General features: G+C 67.0%; 22 protein-coding genes and 1 tRNA gene. 10 read left to right on the top strand and 13 right to left on the bottom strand.

All coding sequences use genetic code 11. The features are described 5' to 3' along the window. Positions 1 to 43: 43 nt before the first annotated feature. The 6 genes from AABM56_RS08620 to AABM56_RS08595 form a co-directional block, all read right to left on the bottom strand. Positions 44 to 1903, bottom strand: coding sequence for a M48 family metalloprotease (locus AABM56_RS08620; protein WP_133859447.1), 1860 nt, complete (start codon positions 1901 to 1903; stop codon positions 44 to 46). A gap of 4 nt (positions 1904 to 1907) precedes the next feature. Next, on the bottom strand, positions 1908 to 2495 hold the full coding sequence (locus AABM56_RS08615; RefSeq protein ID WP_133859448.1) for a LemA family protein: 588 nt from the start codon (positions 2493 to 2495) through the stop codon (positions 1908 to 1910). Between the two features lie 123 nt (positions 2496 to 2618). Further along, the gene (locus AABM56_RS08610; protein ID WP_133859449.1) at positions 2619 to 3227 is read right to left on the bottom strand and encodes a hypothetical protein; all 609 of its coding nucleotides are present in this window, start codon (positions 3225 to 3227) and stop codon (positions 2619 to 2621) included. A 315-nt stretch (positions 3228 to 3542) separates the two neighbouring features. Beyond that, complete coding sequence (gene pepN, locus AABM56_RS08605; protein WP_133859450.1) at positions 3543 to 6182, bottom strand: aminopeptidase N; 2640 nt, start codon at positions 6180 to 6182, stop codon at positions 3543 to 3545. Positions 6183 to 6193: 11 nt separating this feature from the next. Beyond that, the gene (locus tag AABM56_RS08600; protein ID WP_133859983.1) at positions 6194 to 7036 is read right to left on the bottom strand and encodes a DUF2797 domain-containing protein; all 843 of its coding nucleotides are present in this window, start codon (positions 7034 to 7036) and stop codon (positions 6194 to 6196) included. A 272-nt stretch (positions 7037 to 7308) separates the two neighbouring features. Continuing rightward, the gene (locus AABM56_RS08595) at positions 7309 to 7572 is read right to left on the bottom strand and encodes a YeaC family protein (protein WP_007162881.1); all 264 of its coding nucleotides are present in this window, start codon (positions 7570 to 7572) and stop codon (positions 7309 to 7311) included. Between the two features lie 335 nt (positions 7573 to 7907). Between AABM56_RS08595 and pdeM the strand changes: the two genes are divergently transcribed. After that, positions 7908 to 8567, top strand: coding sequence for a ligase-associated DNA damage response endonuclease PdeM (gene pdeM / locus AABM56_RS08590; RefSeq protein ID WP_133859451.1), 660 nt, complete (start codon positions 7908 to 7910; stop codon positions 8565 to 8567). Positions 8568 to 8585: 18 nt separating this feature from the next. Here the strand turns inward: pdeM and AABM56_RS08585 are convergent, their stop codons facing one another. Together AABM56_RS08585 and AABM56_RS08580 are read right to left on the bottom strand one after the other, a co-directional pair. Further along, positions 8586 to 8810, bottom strand: coding sequence for a hypothetical protein (locus AABM56_RS08585; protein ID WP_027602825.1), 225 nt, complete (start codon positions 8808 to 8810; stop codon positions 8586 to 8588). A 67-nt stretch (positions 8811 to 8877) separates the two neighbouring features. Further along, positions 8878 to 9759, bottom strand: a complete 882-nt coding sequence (locus AABM56_RS08580) for a polyprenyl synthetase family protein (RefSeq protein WP_133859452.1) — start codon at positions 9757 to 9759, stop codon at positions 8878 to 8880. Between the two features lie 135 nt (positions 9760 to 9894). Here AABM56_RS08580 and fni point away from each other — a divergent pair, with 135 nt between their 5' ends. The 6 genes from fni to AABM56_RS08550 all read left to right on the top strand — a co-directional run bounded on the left by fni (position 9895) and on the right by AABM56_RS08550 (position 16532). After that, positions 9895 to 10944, top strand: a complete 1050-nt coding sequence (gene fni, locus AABM56_RS08575) for a type 2 isopentenyl-diphosphate Delta-isomerase (RefSeq protein ID WP_133859453.1) — start codon at positions 9895 to 9897, stop codon at positions 10942 to 10944. Next, positions 10944 to 12239 (top strand): glycosyltransferase, encoded by a 1296-nt coding sequence (locus tag AABM56_RS08570; protein ID WP_133859454.1) that lies wholly within the window; start codon positions 10944 to 10946, stop codon positions 12237 to 12239. The genes fni and AABM56_RS08570 overlap by 1 nt, the downstream gene beginning before the upstream one ends. Continuing rightward, the gene (gene crtY, locus AABM56_RS08565) at positions 12229 to 13395 is read left to right on the top strand and encodes a lycopene beta-cyclase CrtY (protein ID WP_263258700.1); all 1167 of its coding nucleotides are present in this window, start codon (positions 12229 to 12231) and stop codon (positions 13393 to 13395) included. The genes AABM56_RS08570 and crtY overlap by 11 nt, the downstream gene beginning before the upstream one ends. Beyond that, positions 13392 to 14888 (top strand): phytoene desaturase, encoded by a 1497-nt coding sequence (locus AABM56_RS08560; RefSeq protein ID WP_263258701.1) that lies wholly within the window; start codon positions 13392 to 13394, stop codon positions 14886 to 14888. The genes crtY and AABM56_RS08560 overlap by 4 nt, the downstream gene beginning before the upstream one ends. A gap of 2 nt (positions 14889 to 14890) precedes the next feature. Further along, positions 14891 to 15826, top strand: a complete 936-nt coding sequence (locus AABM56_RS08555) for a phytoene/squalene synthase family protein (RefSeq protein WP_263258702.1) — start codon at positions 14891 to 14893, stop codon at positions 15824 to 15826. Positions 15827 to 15998: 172 nt separating this feature from the next. Further along, positions 15999 to 16532, top strand: a complete 534-nt coding sequence (locus tag AABM56_RS08550; protein WP_187978946.1) for a gluconate 2-dehydrogenase subunit 3 family protein — start codon at positions 15999 to 16001, stop codon at positions 16530 to 16532. A gap of 39 nt (positions 16533 to 16571) precedes the next feature. Here AABM56_RS08550 and AABM56_RS08545 read toward each other — a convergent pair whose 3' ends face one another. The 5 genes from AABM56_RS08545 to AABM56_RS08525 form a co-directional block, all read right to left on the bottom strand. After that, a complete protein-coding gene (locus AABM56_RS08545; RefSeq protein WP_347884121.1) occupies positions 16572 to 17051 on the bottom strand; it encodes a sterol desaturase family protein in 480 nt (159 codons plus the stop codon). A gap of 229 nt (positions 17052 to 17280) precedes the next feature. Continuing rightward, a complete protein-coding gene (gene yegS, locus AABM56_RS08540) occupies positions 17281 to 18225 on the bottom strand; it encodes a lipid kinase YegS (RefSeq protein WP_263258703.1) in 945 nt (314 codons plus the stop codon). Between the two features lie 126 nt (positions 18226 to 18351). Beyond that, positions 18352 to 19548 carry a gephyrin-like molybdotransferase Glp gene (glp, locus tag AABM56_RS08535; RefSeq protein WP_263258704.1) on the bottom strand — a complete coding sequence of 399 codons (1197 nt, stop codon included), beginning with the start codon at positions 19546 to 19548 and terminating at the stop codon, positions 18352 to 18354. Beyond that, a complete protein-coding gene (moaB, locus tag AABM56_RS08530; RefSeq protein ID WP_263258705.1) occupies positions 19545 to 20084 on the bottom strand; it encodes a molybdenum cofactor biosynthesis protein B in 540 nt (179 codons plus the stop codon). Before moaB ends, glp begins: the two co-directional genes overlap by 4 nt. 233 nt (positions 20085 to 20317) lie before the next feature. Continuing rightward, positions 20318 to 20809: a hypothetical protein gene (locus AABM56_RS08525; RefSeq protein ID WP_263258706.1), complete on the bottom strand. Its 492-nt coding sequence runs from the start codon at positions 20807 to 20809 to the stop codon at positions 20318 to 20320. A gap of 205 nt (positions 20810 to 21014) precedes the next feature. On the opposite strand from AABM56_RS08525, the gene mobA reads away from it, so the two are divergent. From mobA to AABM56_RS08510, 3 genes are all read left to right on the top strand, one after another. Then, positions 21015 to 21590, top strand: coding sequence for a molybdenum cofactor guanylyltransferase MobA (mobA, locus tag AABM56_RS08520; protein WP_263258707.1), 576 nt, complete (start codon positions 21015 to 21017; stop codon positions 21588 to 21590). 109 nt (positions 21591 to 21699) lie between these two features. After that, complete coding sequence (locus tag AABM56_RS08515; RefSeq protein WP_059314378.1) at positions 21700 to 21921, top strand: YgdI/YgdR family lipoprotein; 222 nt, start codon at positions 21700 to 21702, stop codon at positions 21919 to 21921. Between the two features lie 76 nt (positions 21922 to 21997). Beyond that, positions 21998 to 22074 (top strand) — tRNA-Pro (locus tag AABM56_RS08510). Positions 22075 to 22136 lie beyond the last annotated feature (62 nt).

Genomic DNA, 22136 nt, shown 5'->3' with positions numbered 1-22136 from the left:
GCGTTATCCCTCGGCGATTACTCGCCTCGGGCGCCAGTATGGATCACACATCAGATATCACATGGCCAGTATCAGCTGAACGGCGACCTTTTTGCGACAGTTTGTCATCGGTAACTGAAAGGTATTCGTCCAACGCAGGATACGGCAATTCGAGCACCGTACAATATAACCTTAGCAGCTCTAGCTCGGAGGTTTGGACGCGCTCGTCCGCCTTGACCAGGCACAGCAGGCCCTCCAGCACCAGGGTGCGCGCCGCGATGCTCAGCAGGCCAAGTCGCGCCAGGGCGCCGTCCAGCGCCGGACGCCAGGGGTGCGGGGGCTCATAGGCACAATGCAGGCCGGGAAAGGTGCTGGCGACGGCCAGCAGAAAGGCCCGCCGAGCGGCCTGGACGTCCCGGTGATTCTGTTCGGCGGCCACCGCATAGAGGGTGAGCACCGCGACCCGGGCCTGGGCCAGCGTTCCCCGCCCCGACAGTCGCTGACGCCCGGGCGCCAGACTGCCGATCAGCTGGCGCTGGATGATGCGCGCCAGACAGTAGCGCGAGAGATCCAGCTCAGGCGTAGCGGCGAAGCCTGTCTTGAGGTCGACGAGCAGCTGGCGTAGGACCGGCCGCGGCAGTTGGCGGATGGCCGGAAAGGTCAGCTGGGCAACCGGCAGGCGCAGCGACGGATGCAGGCTGTCGGCCCAGCGCTGCCCTGCCCCGCCGTCGGCTGCCGACGGGCTGGCGGCCAGCGCCAGCAGCAGCTCCGCCGCCTGCCGGGGTTGCCGCACGAAAGCCTGCAGGGTCGCGGGAATGTCCCGCCAGGGCGCGGGGGTAGCTACCGCCGCGAGCGGGGGCGCGGCGGACACCGGCGGCGGCGCAGCGAATGCCGGATTACCCGCGACATGGGCAACGCCCATGGGCAGCAGGGCCTCGGCCCGGAGTCGCTCGAGCTGCCACTCGTCAAAGTCCGGTTCCAGCTGCTGGATACGCTCCAGCACCGGGGGATGGGTGGCGAACCAGGAGGCGCCCGAATCGCCCAGCACCATGTGGGCGACGCTACGTGCCCGGCGGTGATAGAGCCGCCCCTGCAGCGGATGGGCGGCGATCTTCTTCAGGGCATTGGCCAGTCCCTGGGGCTGGCGGGTGAACTGCACGGCGGAGGCATCCGCCAGGCGCTCGCGCGAGCGCGCCGCCGCGGCCTGGATCAGATTGGCGAAGAACAGTCCGCAGCCGCCGATCACCAGCAGCAGGGTGCCCAGCAACCCGCCCAGCAGGGGGCTGCCACTGCCCCGGCCGGTGGTCGAGCTGCGATCGAAGAACAGTTCCCGCCCCAGGTCGGCGATCAGGCTGATGCCATGCAGCCAGCCCAGCAGACGCAGATTCAGGCGCATGTCGCCATTGAGCAGATGACTGAATTCGTGGGCGACCACCCCCTGCAATTCATCGCGGGTCAGCTGGTGAAGGGCGCCGCGAGTCAGGCACAGGGTCGCATCGGCCGGTCCGTAGCCGCTGATGAAGGCATTGATGGCCGGTTCGTCCGGCAGCAGGTAGAGGCGCGGCACCGGGATGCCGGCGGCCAGGGCCATCTCTGCCACCACGTTGTGCAACTGGCGCGTCGTGGGGTCGGCCTGATCGTCCAGGGGCAGCGCGCCCAGCCGCCTGACCACGGCCTCTCCACCCAGGCGGGCGAGTTGCCGGACCTTCCAGCAGGAGGCCGCGGCGATGACGCCGGTGAACGTCAGGCCGGTCTTCACCAGCGTCGCCTCGCGCCCGCCCAGATAGTCGATCACCTTCCGCGGCAGGAACACCAGGGCCAGGCCGGCGCTGGCCAGCGCCATGACCAGCACCACCAGGGCCAGCAAGACGAGACAAAGCCGGGTGCGCCGGCGCGCCGCGGCCTGGTCCTCGAGGAAACGCACGCGCTCAGCTCAGGCTGATCCGCGGTGCCTGACGCGCGTCTGCGTCCGGCAGGGCCAGCGGCTGCGCCAGGCGGAAGCCGAAGCGCCTGGCGACCAGCGAGCCGGGAAAGGTCTCGCAGCGATTGTTGTAGTCCATCACCGCGTCGTTATGGGCCTGGCGCGCATAGGCCAGGCGATTCTCCGTGGAGCTCAGCTCTTCCATCAGCTGCAGGACGGTCTCGTTGGCCTTGAGCTCAGGATAGGCTTCGCTGACGGCGAACAGCCGTCCGAGGGCGCTGCCGAGGCGCTGCTCGCCCTGCTCCAAGGCGGCCCGCGCGACGGGATCCTCCGGTCGGGTCTTGGCCTGGTGCAGACCGGATTGCGCCTGCTGCCGCGCCGCCATCACCGCCTGCAGTGTCTCGCGCTCGTGCTGCAGATAGCCCTTCACCGCTTCCACCAGATTGGGGATGAGGTCGTATCGGCGATTGAGCTGGACATCGATCTGGGCGAAGGCGTTGCGATAGGCGTTGCGCGCCGTGATCAGGGCGTTGTAGAGGCTGATCGCGAACAGGCCGAGGGCGACCAGGGCAGCCAGCAGGAGCAGCAGTTTCATCGAATCGTCCTTGAAGGTGCTGAGAAGCCCCAGTCTAGGGGCACGCCACGCCAACGGTTGCGCAGCGCGACGGATGCGACGGTTGAGGGGATGGCTGGCGAATCAGGCGCCGCACACCACCGTTCAGGACGAGGAAGGCGCGCCCGTGTCGGTCGGATGCCGGGGTACCGAGTCCGCCTTGCGGCCGGGCTGTAGCTCGGCCAGCAGGGCGTCACGCTCCTGGCGCAGCTGGGCAAGGCTGGTCTGGGTGCGGGTCAGCTCTTCCTGCAGGCGCTGGGCGTGGGCCTCCGAAGCGCGCAGTTCGCGATTCTGCGCGCGCAGGCCGGTCACCACCTTGTGCGCCCGGGTCAGCCGCATGACCATGTTGTCCACCTTGAGCTCCAGGGCTTCGCGGTGCGACAGCAATTCCTCGACGTAGGGGTCGTCGCTCTTCTTCCACTCGGGATAGTTGGCGTCGTACACCTCTTCCGGGCCCTCGTCGAAGAGATCGACGTTACGGTTCACCGCCGGGCCGCTGCTGGCGGGGAGCGGCGGCGGCGGGGTATCGGCAGGCGGGCTCTCGAGCACTTCGGGAACCGGCAACGGCTGCTCCTCGCTGGCACCCTCGGCCTTGGCCGACGCGTCGCTGGCGACATAGCGCTGCCACAGGAGAAACACCACCAGGGCGATCAGCAGGATGTTGCACAGGGTTATCAGGACGAATCCCCAATCCATCAGCTGTGCATGACTCATCTGCCGCTCCGCTCTCTTCCGGTGATTAGGGCCTGGGTGCCGTTCGAAACACCCTGCCCACCCTGTCGGCGGCGGTGCCTCGTTCTGCAGCTGATTTGAATACAGCTGCCAGCCTAAAGCATTTCTATCAGCCCAGCGGCGCCAGAGCGGAGACGAGTTGCCGGGCACGGGCATGCGCTGCCGGTCCGCGGGCTGAGCCAGAAGCTTTGGCTGCGGAGAAAAGCTGGGCGAAAAAAAGCCTGACGCTGGGCGTCAGGCTTTGCAGAGGCGGGCGAGGTCGGGCTTCGCGGAGCTCAACCCAACCTGTGGATGGCCCTACGCCAGGCTCTTGCTCACCACCTCGTAGACGTCGCTGGACAGCTCGCCGCTGGCCAGAATCCGCTCCAGCTCGGCACGCATGAGGGCCTGGCGCGCGGGACCGTACTTCTTCCAGCGGGTCAGGGGCGTGAGCAGGCGCGAGGCGATCTGCGGATTGAGGCGGTTGAGGGTGATGATCTGGTCGGCCAGGAAGCGATAGCCGCTGCCGTCCTCGGCGTGGAAGTTGACCAGGTTGGCGTTGGCGAAGGCACCGATCAGCGCCCGCACCTTGTTGGGGTTCTTCAGGGTGAAGACCGGGTGCTGCATGAGTGCCTGGACGCGCGCCAGGCCGCCCGGCAAGGGACTGGAGGCCTGGACGCTGAGCCAGGTGTCCATCACCAGCGGATCGGCCTTGAATTCCTCGAAGAAGCGCGCCAGCACCTCGGCCTTTTCCTGCTCGAAGCCGGAATTGACCAGGGCGCTCAGTGCGGCCAGGCGCTCGGTCATGTTGTCGGCGTGCTCGAATTGCTCCAGGGCGGCATCGCGCGCCTCCGGCTCTTCCAGCAGCATCAGGTAGCCGAGGGCGGCGTTCTGCAGGCTGCGGCGGGCGATATGGTCGGCGCTGGCCTGGTAGGGCGTGGCGCGCGAGGCTTCACGGGCACTGCGGTAACGCTGCCAGAGCACGTCGCGCAGGGACTCGGCGATGGCCCGGCGCGCCTGGCGACGAGCACCATGGATGGCACCCGGATCGGCCTGCTCGGACAGCTCCACCAGATAGGCTTCGGACGGCAGCGACAGCATCTCGGCGACCATGGCCGGATCGAGGGACTCGTCCGCGGCCACGGTACGCAGGGCCTCCACCAGCCGGGTGTCCAGCGGCTCGCCAGCGATCATGCCCTGCAGCACCTGAACGGCCAGCTGCTGGCCGGCGTCCCAGCGATTGAAGCCGTCGCTGTCGTGCTGCATGAGGAAGGTCAGCTGCTCGCGACTGTAGGGGAAGCTGAGCTTGACCGGGGCGGAGAAGCCCCGCAGCAGCGAAGGCAGCGGTTGCTCGGGTACGTCGACGAAGGTGAAGGTCTGCTCGGCCTGGGTGACCGACAGCACCCGGTCGCTGCCCTGGGCCGCGCTCTCGCCTTCCAGGCGCAGCGGCAGGTCGCGGCCCTGGCCGTCCAGCAGCCCCAGCTGGACCGGGATGACGAAGGGTTCCTTGGTCGGTTGACCCGGGGTGGGCGGGCAGCTCTGGCGGAAGGTCAGCCGATAGGTCCTGGCCGCCGCATCGTACTGCTCGTTGACCGCCAGGCGTGGCGTGCCGGACTGGCTGTACCAGCGCTTGAACTGGCTGAAATCGGCGCCGTTGGCGTCTTCCAGGGCCCTGATGAAGTCGTCGCAGGTCACGGCCTGGCCATCGTGGCGCTCGAAGTATAGATCGGTGCCCTTGCGGAAGCCCTCCGGCCCCAGCAGGGTGTGCAGCATCCGCACCACCTCGGCGCCCTTCTCGTACACCGTCAGGGTGTAGAAGTTGGAGATCTCGATGAAGTGATCCGGGCGCACCGGGTGGGCCATGGGGCCGGCGTCCTCGGCGAACTGGTTGGTGCGCAGGAAGGCTACGTCCTCGATGCGCTTGACCGTGGGCGAATTCATGTCGGAGCTGAAGCCGGCGTCGCGGAACACGGTGAAGCCTTCCTTGAGCGACAGCTGGAACCAGTCGCGGCAGGTCACGCGGTTGCCCGACCAGTTGTGGAAGTACTCGTGGGCGACGATGGCCTCGACGCGCTGGTGAGCGGCGTCGGTGGCGGTGCGCGGACTGGCCAGCACGGCGCTGGAGTTGAAGATGTTGAGCCCCTTGTTCTCCATGGCGCCCATGTTGAAGTCGTTCACCGCCACGATCATGAAGATGTCCAGATCGTATTCGCGGCCGTAGACCTCCTCGTCCCAGCGCATGGACTTCTTCAGGCTGTCCATGGCGTGCTGCAGCTTGCCGATGTTTTCCGGTTCGACGTAGATGCGCAGGGTCACGTCGCGACCGCTGCCGGTGCGATAGCTGTCTTCCACGGACCGGAGGTCACCGGCCACCAGGGCGAACAGATAGGCCGGCTTGGGGAAGGGATCTTCCCAGGTGGCCCAGTGACGTCCGCCCTCGGCATCGCCACTGGCCACGGGATTGCCGTTGGAGAGCAGGATCGGGTACTTGCCCCTGTCGGCCTCCACCGTGGTGGTGAAGACGCTCATCACGTCCGGCCGGTCCAGGTAGTAGGTGATCTTGCGGAAGCCCTCGGCCTCGCACTGGGTGCAGAACATGGTGCCGGAGACGTACAGCCCTTCGAGGGCGGTATTGCTTTCCGGATGGATGCGCACCGAGGTCTTGAGCACGAAGGCCTCGCCCTGCGGCTGCAGGGTCAGGCTGCCCGCCTCGACCTGGTAGTCGCCAGCCGCCAGGGTCTGGTCGTCCAGCGCCACCGCCAGCAGTTCCAGTTCCTCCCCGTGCAACACCAGCGGCGGCAAGCCCGCGCCACGCGTCGGGTTGCGCTGCAGACGTAGCTCGGCATGCACCAGGGTCTGGTCGTCATGCAGCTCGAAGCGGAGGCGGGTTTCCTCGATGAGGTACTCGGGCGCCTGGTAGTCCTTCAGGTAGATGGTCTGGGGCTGGTCGGTGCGCATGGCTTACGTCCTTACATCTCTGCTGCGGAGGCGGACACGGCCAGCTGATAGGCCGTGTACTTGCGAATGTTGATCACGCCGGTGTCGAACATCAGGTATTGACCCTTGATGCCCAGCAGCGTGCCTTCCACCACGGGGGTCTTTTCCAGGTCGTGGCTGACCACCTTGGTGGGATAGACCGTGACCGGATAATGGATCTCGATGGGCGCCATGTCGACCACCGGCTGGATCGCCTGCAGGCCGAAGCGACCCTGGAGATCGTCCAGGCCCTGGGCGCAGGCATCGAAGATCCGCTCGCGCACAGCGACCAGGTCTTCCGGCGCGGCCACGCCCTTGAGCATGGCCCGCCAGTTGGTGCGATCCCCTACCTGGCTGCGCAGTACATCTTCCACCAGACCGGATTGCTGGCGGGTGGCGACCCTCAGGATCGGCAGCGCCTGGTAGGCGCCCTGGTCGATCCAGCGGGTGGGCAGCTGGGTGGCGCGGGTGATGCCGACCTTGAGGCCCGAGGAATTGGCCAGGTAGACGATGTGGGGCACCATGCAGTGGGCCTCGCCCCACTCCGGCTGGCGGCAGGTGCCGTGCTCGTAGTGGCACTTCTCGGGGCTGACGATGCAGCTGTCGCACTGGGCCAGGGCGGTGAAGCAGGGATAGCAGTAGCCCTGGCTGAAGCTCTTGCGGGTCTTGCGTCCGCAATGGGTGCAATGGATGGCGCCCAGGTACTCGAGCCGCACGCGACGGCCGATCAGCGGATTGACCGGCACCTCGCGCTCATCGAGGCGAAAGGCATAGTTGACGGGGTCGGCCAGGGTCACGGCCATCTTGCGCAGGGCGCCACGGCCCAATTCGGTCATCACGGTGATGCTTCTCGATTTCTAAGAGCCCACTCAACGTCTCGCGAGCTAGCGACAAACAAGGCCTAGGCGGCCCCACGAAAACGCCTGAGGAAGCGGATCGGACCCGCGCTCGGGTTTACGAATGGTAAATGAGCATTCCGACGGGGCTGGCCCTCCAGGGCCTTTTCAACGCCGTTTGGCCGACGCGCAGCAGACGTTGGGCGGGCTTTGATAAAGACGCGAGGTGCCTCTTCTGGCGAAGGGCACCTCGTCGGGTAAGGCGCGGACGATCAGTGAATGGCGTCGGACTTGAACAGGATGTTCTCGATGGGTACCGACTTGGAGGCGCACTCCTGGGGACCCATGTAGCCGGTCCGCTGGTCTTCGGGCAGGTGCTTGGCCTCGTAGGCGATCACTGCCTGAAGACAGAGCTCGACCTGGTCGCGACTGAGCTTGCGGCCGTCCGGCCATTTGCCGATCTCCACGGCCAGCTTCAGGCCCTCGTAGATATCGGGGGTGATGTTTTCCAGCATCTGGGCGAAGGATGTCGACATGGGTCGCTCCGGACTCTAGTGAACCGCCAGTTTACCGGGCTGCCGGCGACGGCGCACCTGGCCTGGCTCAATGGTGGCCATAGGTTGTGTTTGGCTCGAAGCCCAGAGTTGGCGATGCCGGATTGGGCTGTTGGGCTTCGCTGCGCTCAACCCAACCTACGCGGGTGCGTATCCCGCAGCGTGGAAAACGGCCTGGCCTTTTCCACTGAAGAATTCGGGTCAGGGTCGCCCTTCTCACCCAGGGAACGGGCGCTAGCCAACAGGCCTACCCTGCAACAGGGCTGAACCCTGACACCTGGCCGCCATCAGAGCAGGAAGCGCTTTCCGGAGACCCCATGCCTGCCTATCACTCCCTCATCCTCGCCGATGTCGAACTCTGGCTGCTCGCGGAAAAGGCCATCTATTGGCCGGCACGCCGGGCGTTGCTGGTGGCGGACATCCATTTCGGCAAGGCGGCGGCCTTCCGGGCCCTGGGCCAACCGGTACCCCACGGCACCACTGCGGGCAACATCGCCCGGCTGGACAGCCTGCTGGCGCGCTACGACTGCCAGGAGATCATCTTTCTCGGTGACTTCCTGCACGCCCCGGAGTCCCGCGCGCCCCTGACCCTGGACACCCTGGAGCGCTGGCGGGAACACCAGGCCCATCTGCGGCTGCTGTTGATCCGCGGCAACCACGATCGCCGGGCGGGAGATCCGCCCACCGCCCTGGGCATCGACGTGGTGGGCGAACCGCTGGAGCTGGATGGCCTGTCGTTGCAGCACGAACCCAATCCGCACCCGCGACTGCCGGTGTTGGCCGGGCATATCCATCCGGCCTTTCGCCTGCAGGGCCGTGGGCGCCAGGCGCTGCGCCTGCCCTGCTTCTGCCTGGAAAATGACGAGGTGCTGATCCTGCCGGCCTTCGGCGATTTCACCGGCGGGCATCTGCTGGCACCCGACCCGGCGCGGCGGATCTTCGTGGTGGGGGATGGCGGTATCTGGCCCCTGCGCTAGAGCCAGATACCCGGGAGATCAGCCTTCTTCGGTGATCCCGGTGATGGTGATACCGTGGCGCTCCAGCAGGGCCACCGTGGGTTCGTCGTAGTCCCGTGGCACCTCACTATCGTCGTACTCTTCCAGGGCATCGTCACGGACGATCTGGGCGACCCGCTCCATGTCCGGCTTTTGGTCAGCGTCGGTGGTGACCACCGAGGTATTGCCGTCAACGTTGCTATAAGCAATTTTCCACTTCGACATCTCAGGACTCCTCACACGGAAACAGGGTTATCGAGAGATTAGAGGGCCGTATGCCCAGTAATTCGCCCTAACGTGGACGAAAGACGATATCCAGCAGGGCGGCCAGAGCGCCCTCGGCGCAATCGGCCTGGGCCAGAGCCTCGCGGGCCTGCCTGAGGTGACTTTGTAACTGGCGTTGAGCATGATCGCGGCCGAGCAGGCTGACCAGCGTGGACTTGTCGCCATCCTTGCCGGCGTCCTTGCCCAGGCCCTTGCTGTCGTCCAGATCGTCGAGCAACTGGAAGGCCAGGCCGAGCTGGCAGGCGAACACCTGGAAGGCTTCGCGCTGCGTGGCGGTGGTGACCAGGGTGACACTGGCCATGCCCATGGCCGCGGAGAACAGCGCACCGGTCTTGAGCTGGTTGGTCAGGGCGATGGCATCGGCCGGACGCGTCTGGCGACCGCCGTGCAGGTCATGGTACTGGCCGCAGACCAGACCGGCGGTGCCGACCGCATCGGCCAGTTGACAGACCATCTGGGTACGGGTTTCCGCCGGTACGCCGGAGAGGCCCGCGACCAGGCGCAGGGCATGACTGAGCAGGGCCACCGCGGCCAGCATGGCGACGTCTTCGCCGAATTCGACGTGCAGCGTCGGCCGACCGCGACGCAGACGGGCATCGTCCATGCAGGGCATGTCATCGAGGAACAGCGAGGCGGCATGGACCATTTCCACGGCGCAGCCCAGATCGAGGACGGCTTCGTCGGACTGACCCAGATCCTCGGCGGCCAGCACCATCAGCAGCGGACGCAACCGCTTGCCCGGGGCCATGACCCCACTGCGGATGGCGGCGGCGACCGGATCGGTCCCGGCCGGCAATAGCTCTGCCAGACGCTCGTCGATACGGGTACGCTGCCATTGCAGCGAAGCGGCAAAATTGTCTGTCGCGTTCGGCACTAATACGGTCGCCATGAGTCGAGATACTCCATATGTGGAACCGACGAACGGTCGCACCTCGGTGGATTAGGTCTTCGCAAAGCGAACCCGTCGTCCCCTACCAGACCACAACGACCGACGAAAGGTCATTCAGGGCGGACTCTAGAAGACATGGTGGATTGGGAACTGGCAAGCCGCAAGAACGATCATCTGGACATCGTGCTGGATCCCCACAAGGCCCGTAGCGCCGTCACCACGGGCTTCGACGCCTATCGCTTCACGCACTGCGCCCTGCCCGAGCTCAATCTCGACGAGATCGACCTGGGCACCCGCCTGTTCGGTCGTCCCCTGGCCGCGCCGCTGCTGATCAGCTCCATGACCGGCGGGCCAGAGCGGGCCGCGCTGATCAATCGCCACCTCGCCGAGGCGGCCCAGACCCTGGGCATCGCCCTGGCGGTCGGCTCCCAGCGCATCGCCCTGCAGCAGGGTGGCGATCAGGGCCTGACCGGCGAATTGCGCCGCCTGGCGCCGGACGTGCCGCTGCTGGCCAATTTCGGCGCCGCGCAGCTGGTGGCCGGCTACGGCCTCGACGAGGCCCGGCGCGCGGTGGAGATGATCGAGGCAGACGCCCTGATCGTGCATCTCAATCCCTTGCAGGAAGCCGTGCAGGCCGGTGGCGATCGCCGCTGGCGCGGCATTCTGGCAGCCCTGGAAAATCTGGTTACACAACTGTCCGTGCCAGTGGTCGTCAAGGAAGTCGGCGCCGGCCTGTCGGGCCGGGTCGCCACGCAACTGCTGGAGGCTGGCGTGGCGGTGCTGGATGTCGCCGGAGCCGGTGGCACCAGTTGGGCGGCGGTGGAAGCCGAACGCGCCCGTGACGAGCAGCAGCGCGCCATCGCCCGCGCCTTCACCGACTGGGGCATCCCCACCGCCGAGAGCCTGCGCCAGGTGCGCGCCGCCTGCCCCCGGGCGACGGTGATCGCCTCGGGCGGCATCCGCGACGGTATCGACGTGGCCAAGGCCATCCGCCTTGGTGCGGACCTGGCCGGCCAGGCCGCTGCGGCCCTGCCTGGCGCCACTGAATCCACCGAGGCGGTGATCGCGCATTTCCGGGTGGTGATCGAACAGCTGCGCATCGCCTGCTTCTGTACCGGCTCGGCGGATCTGGCCGGCTTGCGCCAGGCCGAGCTGCTGGACGCCGCGCCGCGGCGGTGCCCATAGTGGCCGACACCCGACCGGACGCCGCCATGCATGTCGCCCTGATCTCGCCGCCGCTGCCGAGCCACCTGTCCACCCATCTGGTGCTGGGCGAGGCGCTGGTCGCACTCGGCCACCGGGTCACCCTGCTGCACCAGGTGGAAGTGGGCGATCGGGCGCTGCCGGCAGGCATCCAGTTCCAGGCCCTGGGCGCGACCAGCCATCCACGTGGCAGCCTGGCGCCCCTGCTGGCGCGTACCGCCAGCAGCAAGCCCTGGTCGGTATTCGGAGTGATCGCCGACATGGCGCGCAATACCGAACTGTTCTGTCGCGAAGGCCCGACCGTCCTGCGTGACCTCAGGGTCGACTGCCTGATCGCCGACCAGATGGAACCGGCCGGTGGATTGCTCGGCGACCACCTGGGCCTGCCCTATGCATCGCTGGCCTGCGCCGTGCCGATGAATCGCGAGCCCCACCTGCCGCTGCCCACCCTGCCCTTCGCCTATCCTGGCACCGAGCGGGAGCGGCAGATCGTCCAGGGCGCTACCCAGGTATTCGACCTGATGATGCGCGGCCAGGGCAAGGTCATCCAGCGCCAGGCCCAGGCCTTCGGCCTCGGCGAGCGACGGACCCTCGACGACTGCTTCTCGCCGTATCTGCAGTTGAGCCAATGCCTGCCGGGCTTCGACTTTCCACGTCATGCCCCGCCGCCGCACTTTCACGAGGTCGGGCCGCTGCGTTCGCCGGCAGTGCGTGAGCAACGGCTGGAACTGGAGATCGATCCGCGCCAGCCCTTCGTCTTCGCCTCCTTCGGCACCCTGCAGGGTGGCCGGCTACCGCTGTTCCGCCGCATCGCCCAGGCCTGTCGCCAACTCGGCGTCCAGGTGCTGATCGCCCACTGCGGACGTCTGGATGCCGATGCCGAACGCCGTTTGCTCGACGACGGCGCCACCTGGGTGACCGACTTCGCGCCCCAGGAGGCGGCCATCGCCCGCGCCGACGCGGTCATCACCCACGGCGGCTTCAATACCGTGCTGGACGCCCTGGCGGCTGGCAAACCCATGCTCGCCCTGCCCATGGTGTTCGACCAGCCGGGTATCGCCCGCCGCCTGGAACGGGTCGGCGCCGGCATCTGCCTGGCACCGCGCCTGGCCAGCAAGGCCCGCCTGACCCAGGCCCTGGGCGCCGTGCTGGCCGACCCGGCCTATCGCCGGGCGGCCGAACGCTTCGTGCCCATTACCCAGGCGGCCGGCGGTGTCGCGGCTGCCGCCCGCCTGGTGGACGGCCTGGCCCGACAAGGACTCGAACGTGCGTCCTGACCTGCTGATCGTCGGCGGCGGCCTGGCCGGCGGCCTGCTCGCTCTGCGCCTGGCGGAAACCCGTCCGGAGCTGGACTGGCGCCTAGTGGAAGCCGGTCCGCGGCTGGGCGGCAACCACACCTGGTCCTTTCACGAGCCGGACCTCACCGCGCCGCAGCATGCCTGGATCGAGCCCCTGGTCGCCCATCGCTGGCCGGGCTACGAGGTGCGCTTCCCCACGCGCCAGCGGCACCTCGGCAGCGGCTATGCCAGCATCAGCGCCGAACGCTTCCATGAGGTATTGAGCGCTCGGCTGCCGGCCGAGCGCCTGCTGCTGGGCCGCGAGGTGCTGCGCCTGCAGGACGATGGCGTGGTGTTCGCCGACGGCTACACCCTGGCCGCCGGCGCGGTGATCGACGCCCGCGGCCCGCGACCCGATCCGGCGCTCTGGCTCGGCTATCAGAAATTCCTCGGCCAGGAGGTGCGCCTGGTTCGCCCCCATGGCCTGGCCGAACCCATCGTGATGGACGCCACCGTCGATCAGCTGGACGGCTATCGGTTCGTCTACAGCCTGCCACTGACACCCGACCGGCTGCTGATCGAAGACACCTACTATGCGGACGGCGAAAGCCTTCCCGCGGAACGCCTGCGCCAGCACCTGGCCGACTATGCCCGACAGCAGGGCTGGGAAATCGCCGAGGTGCTGCGCGAGGAACAGGGCGTGCTGCCCATCATCCTGGGCGGCGATCTCGACCGCTATTGGGACAACGTCAGCGCCGGCGCGCCCATTGGCCTGGCCGCGGGGCTGTTCCACCCCACCACCGGTTACTCGTTGCCGGAGGCGGTGCGCCTGGCGGAGCACCTGGCCGCGCAACCCTTGACCTCCAGCGCCAGGCTGCGCGACTCCCTGCGGCAGTACGCCCAGGGACGCTGGCAGCAACAGGGCTTCTTTCGCCTGCTCAATCGCATGCTGTTTCTCGCTGGCCGCCCCGAGCACCGGGTGCGCGTCATGCAAAGGTTCTACGGCCTCGGCGAACCGCTGATCCAGCGTTTCTACGCCGGCCGCCTCACCGCCTTCGATCGGCTGCGCATCCTCTCCGGCAAACCGCCGGTGCCGCTGAAACCAGCCCTGGATGCCGCGCTGGCTCGTCCCCCTCAGTCCAAGGAAGCACCATGACCCAAGGTAACGGGCCCAAGCGGGCCATCGTCATCGGCGCCGGCTTCGGCGGTATCGCCCTGGCGATCCGCCTGCAGTCGGCCGGCATCGCCACCACCCTCATCGAGGGCCGCGACAAGCCCGGCGGCCGTGCCTACGTCTATGAGGAGGCGGGCTTCACCTTCGACGCCGGCCCCACCGTCCTCACCGATCCCTCGGCGCTGGAAGAGCTGTTCGCCCTGAGCGGCCGGCAGATGAGCGACTATGTGGAGCTCTTGCCGGTCAGCCCCTTCTACCAGCTGTGCTGGGAAGACGGCACCCGCTTCGACTACGTCAACGACCAGGCCCGGCTGGACGAGCAGATCCGCGCCCTGGAGCCGGACGACGTGGCCGGCTACCAGCGCTTCCTGGCCTATTCCCAGGCGGTGTTCGAAGAAGGCTACATCCGTCTCGGCGCCAAGCCCTTCCTCAAGGTCGGCGACATGCTCGCCGCGGGTCCCAAGCTGGCCAAGCTCACGGCCTGGCGCAGCGTCTACACCCAGGTGTCGCGCTTCGTGAAGAGCGAGAAACTGCGCCAGACGCTGTCCTTCCACACCCTGCTGGTGGGCGGCAATCCCTTCGCCACCTCCTCCATCTATGCGCTGATCCATGCGCTGGAGCGCAAGTGGGGCGTCTGGTTCGCCAAGGGTGGCACCCATCAGCTGGTCCTGGGCCTGCTGAAGCTCTTTACCGACCTCGGCGGCGAAGTGCGCCTGAACACGCCGGTGGAGCGCATCCTCACCGAAGGCAACAGGGCCACCGGCGTCTGCCTGGCCGATGGCAGCCAGCTCGAGGCGGACCTGGTGGCCTCCAACGCCGACGTGGTGCATACCTATCGCAAGCTGCTCGGTCACCACACCCATGGCGTGGTCGAGAGCAACCGCCTCAAGCGCAAGCGACACAGCATGTCGCTGTTCGTCATCCACTTCGGCCTGAGCCAGCCGCCGGTGGGCCTCGAACACCACATGGTCTGCTTCGGCCAGCGCTATCGCGGCCTGATCGACGAACTGTTCAAGGGCCCGGGCGTACCGGACGACTTCTCGCTCTACCTGCACTCGCCCTGCGTCACCGATCCGTCGCTGGCACCGCCCGGGCACAGTTCCCACTACGTGCTGGCACCGGTGCCGCACCTGGGCAATGCCGACGTCGACTGGAGCGTGGAGGGTCCGCGCCTGCGCGACAAGATCCTCGCCTACCTGGAAGAGCGCTACATGCCCGGCCTGCGCGAGCATCTGGTCACCTCGCGCATCTTCACCCCGGCCGATTTCCGCCAGGAGCTCAATGCCCACCTTGGCTCGGCCTTCTCCCTGGAGCCCATCCTCACCCAGAGCGCCTGGTTCCGGCCGCACAATCGCGATAGTGTCATCCCAAACCTCTACCTGGTCGGCGCGGGCACCCATCCCGGGGCCGGCGTCCCGGGCGTGGTCGGCTCGGCCAAGGCCACCGCCAGCGTCATCCTCGAGGAGCACGGTTAGCCATGCCAGCCACCCATGACGTCGTCGACCACGCCGAGCAGAGCATCGCCGTCGGTTCCAAGAGCTTTGCCGCAGCCGCCAAGCTGTTCGCTCCCGAGACCCGCGAGAGCGCCGTGCTGCTCTATGCCTGGTGCCGCCATTGCGACGACGTCATCGATGGCCAGGAACTGGGCCATGGCCAGGTCGACGGCGATCGCCGCGCCGGGCGCGAACGCCTGGCCGAACTGGAACGCCTGACCCGCGCCGCCTACGGCGATGAGCTGCTGCAGGATCCGGCCTTCGCCGCCTTCCAGCGGGTGGTCAGGCGCCATGGCATTCCCCTGGCGCTGCCGCTGGATCACCTCGCCGGCTTTCGCATGGATGTCGAGGAACGCATCTATGTGGAACTCGAAGACACCCTGGAGTACTGCTACCACGTCGCCGGGGTGGTCGGGGTGATGATGGCGCGCATCATGGGCGCCGAAGACGAGGAAACCCTGGATCGCGCCTGCGACCTGGGCATGGCCTTCCAGCTCACCAACATCGCCCGCGACATCGTCGAGGACGCCCGTATCGGGCGCATCTACCTGCCACGCCTGTGGCTCGACGAAGTCGGCGTGCCGGCGGGTGAACTGGCGGAGCCGCGCCATCGCGAAGCGGTCGCCCAACTGGCCGAGCGGCTGGTGCGCCTGGCCGAGCCCTACTATGACTCGGCACGCCAGGGCATCGCCGCCCTGCCCCTGCGCTCGGCCTGGGCCATCGCCACCGCCCGTGGCGTCTACCGCGAGATCGGCGTCCAGGTGCTGCAACTGGGCAGCCATGCCTGGGACCAGCGCGTCAGCACCAGCACCGCCGACAAGCTGCGCCTGGTCTGCCGCGGCGCCGCGCGCGCCATGCTCTCCCGTCACCAGCGCGACGAGCCACGCCCGACCGAGCTCTGGACCCGACCGCGGCGCTGACGCCAGTGATCGCGCCCCGGTCACATTTGCGTGCATCTCGGGGATGCCCAACAGCAAACTTTTATGCGATAAACGGGTCGGATTAAAGCGACCCCTCGCGGGCCGCGGATGGATGGATGTCTGAGCCAGAGCGCTGCATCCGGTAGTCAGCCTACGAGTATGGGATTTGCACATGCACAAGACGGAAACGGCTGTTTCACACGATCGCTTCGCTGCCTCCTCGTCACTACTTGCCCTTGGCCTTTCCGCTAACGCGCAGTCCGGTTACAAGCCCGAATTCTTCAACGCCATCCAGTGGCGTACCCTGGTCGCCCTTTGCGCGCACCTGCAGGCCGATAGCGAACAGGCCGATACCCGCCTGCCCGAATTCATCGATCGCCACATGCTGACTCCCTACGCCCACGGCGACCGTTCCAACATCGTCGATCCCTTCGACGAGCAGGCCCAGGTCCAGCAGGGTGCCAATCTGCGCGATCTGCTGCGTGACGGCCTGGCCGTGGTGAACAGCTACTGCACCGAGCGGCTGGGTGCCGGTTTCGCCGAACTGGCGGCTGGTGAACAGGCCCAGGTGGTCACCGCCGCCGAAGCGGGCACCCTGAACCCGCCGGCCAAGGAGTTCATCGATCTGCTGCGCAACGAGAGCGAGCGCAGCCAGTACGCTCATTCACTGTTCGCTGCCTACGACGACACTCCCGCTATCGCCTGATCCCGTCTAGCGCCTCCTTGGAGGCGCTTCCGCTCCCGCCTAGTCCACTTCTTCCGGTGCCTGATCCCGGGCCTTGCGTTCGCGTGAGGAATCCAGGGCGCCGCCGTGTATCTCGCGCAACTGCTGCTTGAGCTGCTGGGTGGTCGGTGCCAACAGGAAACCGAAGGACACGCAGCCGTCCTTGCCGTCCACCGCATGGTGCATGCGATGCGCCTGATAGAGCCGTTTCAGATAGCCGGTGCGCGGGATGTAGCGGAAGGGCCAGCGCTGATGCACCAGGCCATCGTGGGCGATGAAGTACAGCAGGCCGTAGAGGGTCATGCCGGCCCCTATCCACTGCAGGCGCCAGTAGCCGGTATTGCCCAGGGCGATCAGCAGGATGGCAAGGCCGGCGAAGACGACGGCATAGAGATCGTTCTTCTCGAACCAGCCCGTCCGGGCGCGGTGGTGGGACTCATGCCAGCCCCATCCCCAGCCGTGCATGATGTACTTGTGCGACCACCAGGCGAAGGCTTCCATGCCCGCCACGGTGGCCAGCACGATTCCCGCATTGATCAGTATTTCCAACGTAACCTCCGCAGCCACCTGATCAGAAGCTGCTCACGATCTGCTGCGCGTCGGCCAAACTGCGTTGAAGAGGCCCTGGAGGGCCAGCCCCGTCGGAATGCTCATTTACAACTCGTAAACTCCGCTTCCTCAGGCCTTTTCGCCTTGTTTGACTCTAGCTCGCGAGATCGTGAACACCTTCTTAGGACGTCGCCGCCGGTTCGGCCAGGGAGCCGGCGGTCGCGCCCAGCAGGGGCGAATCCACCGGTAGACAGACCTGCAGGATACCCGGACGCACCTCGAATCTCACCCGGTCTCGCTTGACCGGTTCACCGTCGAGGTTCATGTCCAGACCTTCGGCGGCTTCCAGCTCCACCCAGGGCAGCCGCGCGCGGATAAACATCTCTTCGGTGCTGAAGCCCTTGCTGAGGAATTCGCCCAGGGTGCCGAGCACGTCCTGGGACGCCGGCAGGATACCCACGTCGAGCAGGCCATCATTGACCACGGCGGTGGGACAGAGCACATGGCCACCGCCGGCCTGGCGACCGTTGCCGATGCCCAAGGCGAGGAATTCGCCTTCCCACTCGAAACCGGGACCGCGGAAGCGACCATGGGCCGAATGCACCTCGGCGAAACGGGTCAGGCCGGTGAGGAAGTAGGCCGCACCACCCAGCAGGCGCTTGAGTTCGCCGGGGGTATTGGCCGTGACCTGGGAACCGAAGCCGCCGGTAGCCATGTTGAGGAACAGCTGACCGTCCGCTTCGACCAGGTCGATGGTGCTGGTCGGGCCATCCAGCAGCGCCAGGGCCGCAGCGGGCTCCAGGGGTACCCCGGCGGCGTTGGCAAAGTCGTTGGCGGTCCCCAGCGGCAGCAAGCCTAGGCGTGCCTGGCTGTTATTCTGCGCCATGGCTTCGGCCACGGCGCGCAGGGTGCCGTCGCCACCGGCCGCCACCAGGGTGCCATAGCCTTCACGGGTCGCCTGCTCGACGAAGCGCGCGGCATCGTCTTCTTCCCAGGTCACCCGCACATCGATGCGATGACCGGCGGCACGCCGTTCGAGAATGGCCTCCCGAACGTCCTCGTTACCGGTTTCCTTGCCATTGAGAATGACCAGGGCTGCGTCAGCCAGGGTGCCTGTCGTCGTCATGTCTGTCGTCCAAGGTTGGCTCTGCGCGGCGAGATGCCGCGCCAGGTACCGGGCAGCGCCCGGCGAGCGAATCTGGAGACTAGGACTGTGGCCCAATGGCCACGTTCAGTCCTGACTGCCGGTTGGCTAGGCCTTGAGCAATTCGGCCAACGGGATGAAGCGCACCGGATCACCGACGGCGAAGGTACGATCCTCACGGATCTCCACCAGGCCATGGGCCCAGGCCGCCGTCTGCAGCACATTGGAGCCCTGGTTGCGATGGGGTACCGCCCGGCCATCTTCCAGCCGCGCCCGCTGGTATTCGCGGCGCGCACCGGCACGCGGCCAGTCGAACCCCGCCGGCACCTCGACGCTCAGCGGTGCCACGTCGATCTTGCCGGCCCGGCGCAGCAGATAGGGCCGTGCCAGCAGGCCGAAGGTCACCAGGGTGGACGCCGGATTGCCCGGCAGGCCGATCAGCGGAATGCCACGAAAGCGTCCGCAGGTGAGCGGCTTGCCCGGCTTGAGCGCCAGCTTCCACAGGGTCAGCTCGCCTTCTTCGCGCAGGGCCTGGCCCAGATAGTCGGCCTCACCCACGGAGACACCGCCCGTGGAAAGGATCAGATCGGCCTGCAGCGCGCCCAGCCGCCTGCGCGTCTCGGCGAGATCATCCGGCAGGATGCCCTGGTCCGACACCTCGCAACCCAGCCGCCGCAGCCAGCTGATGAGCAGGGCGCGATTGCTGTTGTAGATCTGCCCCGGACCGAGCGGCTGTCCGGGCGCCACGAGTTCATCGCCGGTGGACAGTACCGCGACCTTGAGGCGGCGAAAGACGTTCAGCTGGGCACGCCCGAGGGACGCGGCGACTCCCAGCTCCGCCGGCCCCAGAGCGGTACCGGCCGACAGCACCTCGTCACCCACCCGGACTTCGTTGCCGCGGCGACGGATGTTGCGCCCCGGTCGCAGCTGCTCGACGAAGCGCACCCGACCGTCATCCAGCACCTCGGTGTTCTCCTGCATCTCCACGCAGTCGGCACCCGCCGGAACGGGCGCGCCGGTGAAGATGCGCGCACAGGTGCCCGGCTCCAGGGGCGCCGGTGCCTGGCCGGCGAAGATGCGCTGGGAGACCCGCAGCGGCTCGCCCTGCCAGTCGTCCAGGCGCAGGGCATAGCCGTCCATGGCACTGTTGTCCCACGGCGGGAGATCCAGGTCGGCTACCAGGGGCGCGGCCAGGATACGCCCGTCGGCGTTTTCCAGGGCCACCTGCTCATGGGGCAAGGGACCGTCTTCGGCCGCCAGGGCCAGCAGCCGGGCCAGGGCCTCTTCCAGCGCCAGCAGGCTCATCCGCGCTGCCCGCAGGGCTCGGCCTGCTTGAGATGCGGCACGAAGTTGCAGGGGCGATGACGATTGTCCAGCTGTTCGGCGAGGATGCCGTCCCAGGCGGTACGGCAGGCGTTGGTCGAACCCGGCAGGCAGCAGACCAGGGTGCCATTGGCGAGGCCGGCCAGCGCCCGGGACTGCACGGTGGAGGTGCCGATGTCGGCCACGGAGATCTGGCGGAACAGTTCGCCGAAGCCATCCACCTGCTTGTCCAGCAGGCAGGCGACGGCCTCCGGGGTGCTATCGCGCCCGGTGAAGCCGGTCCCGCCGGTGATCAGCACCACCTGCACCTGGTCTTCGGCGATCCAGTGGGCCACCTGGGCGCGGATCTTGTAGAGGTCATCCTTGAGCAGCACCCGGTCGGCGAGGAAATGGCCGGCAGCCTCCAGGCGGTCGACGAACAGCTGACCCGAGGTATCGGTCTCGAAGGTGCGGGTGTCGCTGACCGTCAGGACAGCGATGTTCAGCGGTACGAAAACCGCCTCGGCTTTGTGGCTCATCTGGTTGGATTTCCGAAGAGTGCGAAGGAAAGGGTGCAGCGGAAGACCGCTGGACGGGCAGCGGGTTTCCCGAAGGGGGTGAGCATTGGACTGGCAGCGACCGGAAGGTGGCCGCTCCGACATTTAGGGTCGCTATCGACCCCGGTCGACGTGAAGGTCCGAAAAGGCTGCATCGTCACAGCCTAGAGGAAAAGCCGACGCCCCTTCAACCGAGAGGGCGCCGCTGGCGTGACCTAGCGCTGGCGTTGCTCGCCTTCGGCGTGAGTCTCCCACTTGATGGGACGCGGATCGGCGATGTCGTTGGCATCCTGACTGAAGCGACCGTATTGCGGAGCGATGTTCGGGTCCTCCTCCCAGGTCGCCTGCTGGGTGAAGGTGCCGGCCTTGCGATCGAACGTGAGGAAATGCCGGGCCGTCTTGCCGCCCCAGTCCGCGGAGGGCAGGGAGATGAAATCCACCTGGTACTTGTCGTCGGTCAGCTTGCCGTGCACCACGTAGACGCCATAGTGCTCTTCGCCGGGCGAGATGATCTTGTAGACGCCATTGCTGTAGTAATAGAGGGTGGCGTCGGGATAGGGCTTCTTCTCGTAGAGCTTCTCGTAGAACAGCTTCTGCCGGACGGTCGGCTGGCCAAAGGTGACCTTGATCGCAGGGGGTTCACCACCGCCGGCGCCAAAGGCGGGCAAGGCAGCCAGGGCCAAAGCGGAAAGCAGCATCGTCTTCATCGTTTGCAAACTCCCTCTGGGCAGGGACTCCCCGCCACCGCGCGGCAGGAATCAAAGGTGTCTAGCACGCCCCTTTGCACGGGACGCGCTCGAGTCTAGCCCAGCCGTCCCGCCCGGATAAAGCCTGCTCTGGTCAGCCGCCAGCGGTGAAACCGGGCTAGGATGGACACCCGTTTCCCGCGTCCGCAAGCCCGAGGCCTCCTGCATGCCACTGCTGCCCTCCTCCATCCTCATTCTGGCCGGCGGTCGCGGTCAGCGTATGGGTGGGCGCGACAAGGGCCTGGTGGAATGGCAGGGCCAGCCGCTGGTGGCCCAGGTGCAGGCCGCGGTGCGGGCACTGACCGATGATCTGGTCATCTCCTGCAACCGCAATGCGCCGCGTTATGCCCTGTGGGCTGACCAGCTGGTGGCCGATGAGCAACCGGACTTTCCCGGTCCCCTGGCCGGCATCCTCGCCGGGCTCGCCGTGGCGCGGCATGACTGGGTGCTGCTGCTGCCCTGCGATGCACCGCGAATCGATGCCGCCCTCGTCCTGCAGCTGCTCGCTGCGGCCCAGGCGAGCGCGGGCCCGGTGATGGCGCGTCAGGGTGGCTACTGGCAACCGCTGTTCAGCGCCCTGCCCCGGCGCCTGTTGCCGGCCTTGCGCCAGGCCTGGGCGGACGGCGAACGCAGTCCGCGGGGCGCCCTGCTGCCCCTGGGCCTGACTGCCGTGGAGTTCGCCGAAGACGATGTTCGCCTGGCCAATTTCAACGATCCCGCGGCCCTGGAAAACGGGGTCTGAACCCGGCGATCCACCAGGCCAGAGGGCGTGACCCAGCGGTTCCGGGACGAACTCGGCTCCGCACCCGCGGTCCTAAGCCCGCTTGGTTGCCAAGAAAGGAGACCGTCATATGAACAAGCACCTGCTCCCCGCCGCCCTGCTGGTCGTCGCCAGCGCCCTGCTCGCCGGCTGCTCCACCCCCAGCGTCATCACCCTGAACGATGGCCGCGAGATCCAGGCCACCGACACGCCGAAGTACGATGACGACTCGGGTTTCTATACGTTCAAGCAGCTCGACGGCAAGCCGACCCGCATCAACAAGGACCAGGTTCGCACCATCAAGGAGCTCTGATTCCTGCCCGGCGCGATTTTTTTACCTAACCCCTTGTGCTTGCATGAGTTTTAGGTAGAATGCGCGCCATCCATTACGGAGCGTAGCGCAGCTTGGTAGCGCGTCTCGTTCGGGACGAGAAGGTCGCTGGTTCGAATCCAGTCGCTCCGACCAATCTGATCCGCAAGGATCACCCCAAAGCCCGCCCAGTGCGGGCTTTGTTGTTTCTGACGTTT

The organism is Pseudomonas aestiva (genome assembly GCF_039908605.1).
In the GTDB taxonomy this organism is placed as follows: Bacteria; Pseudomonadota; Gammaproteobacteria; order Pseudomonadales; family Pseudomonadaceae; genus Chryseomonas; species Chryseomonas aestiva.
The sequence above is the reverse complement of the archived record's forward strand: the minus strand, read 5'-3'. Positions and strand labels throughout refer to the sequence as shown.